1 protein-coding gene is annotated in these 1,092 nt (G+C 72.6%); it reads left to right on the top strand.

Translation table 11 applies throughout. From position 1 onward, the window contains the following. Nucleotides 1–245: 245 nt before the first annotated feature. Nucleotides 246–1,092, top strand: an 847-nt coding sequence (locus P1P70_RS44965; RefSeq protein WP_319248307.1) for a serine/threonine-protein kinase, incomplete at its 3' end; no start/stop codon positions are given.

Below are 1,092 nucleotides of genomic sequence, written 5' to 3'. Positions count from 1 at the left end.
CCCGAACCCCCGAGCTATGAGGCGCCCCCATTTCCCCGGGGAACCGCAACACCCACCCCAAGTGTCATAAGTGCCGTATAAGCTTCGGACCGCTCCAAGTGCCCACACCGGCACCAGAGTTCGGCACCGCACCGGGGGAGGCTCCCATCAGCACCAGCACCGGCGACATCCTGAGCCCTCTGGGACCGCAGGACCCACGAGAGACGGCCGGCTACCACCTGCAGGCCCGCATCGGCGAGGGCGGCATGGGCACGGTCTACCTGTCGCACACCCGCGGCGGCCAGCCCGTCGCCCTGAAGGTCATCCGCCGCGAGTACGGCCAGGACGCCGACTTCCGCCGCCGCTTCGAGCAGGAGGTCCAGGCCGCCCGCCGCGTGCAGGGCTACCACATCGTCCCGGTCGTCGACCACGACACCACCGGCGAACTCCCCTGGCTGGCCTCGGCGTTCATCGCCGGCATTCCCCTGCACGACGCCCTGGTCGCCTTCGGCCCGCTCCCCCTGCCCGCCGTCTTCCAGCTCGTCGGCTGCGCGGCCCGCGCCCTCACCTCCATCCACTCGGCCGGAGTCATCCACCGCGACCTCAAGCCCAGCAACATCCTGCTGGGCTCCCAGGGCCCGTACGTCATCGACTTCGGCATCGCCCGCGCCGCCGACGCCACCCATCTGACCCAGTCCGGCGGCCTGATCGGCACCCCGCAGTACATGTCGCCGGAACACGCCCTCGGCGAGCAGGTCACCCCGGCCACCGACGTCTTCTCGCTCGGCCTGATCGCCGCGGTCGCCGCCACCGGACGCCACCCGTACGGCGACGGCGGCGCCATCACCATCGCCGCGCAGATCGCCAACACCTCCCAGCGCCCGCCCCGGCTCGACGGCTACGACGACCGGTTGCGCCCCCTGCTGGAGCGCTGCCTGACCGCCGACCCGGCCGAGCGCATCGGCACCGAGGAACTGGCCGCGCTGTGCCAGGAGTCGGCGGACCGGGGCCTCAGCGACTTCACCGGCTGGCTCCCGGCACCGCTCACCGCCGAGATCGCCCGCCGCGAGCAGTCCGCCCAGGCCCCGCCCCAGCCGACGTCACCCCAGATGC

Source organism: Streptomyces sp. MB09-02B (genome assembly GCF_033794485.1).
In the GTDB taxonomy this organism is placed as follows: domain Bacteria; phylum Actinomycetota; class Actinomycetes; order Streptomycetales; family Streptomycetaceae; genus Streptomyces.
This window is presented reverse-complemented; position numbering and strand designations above follow the sequence as displayed.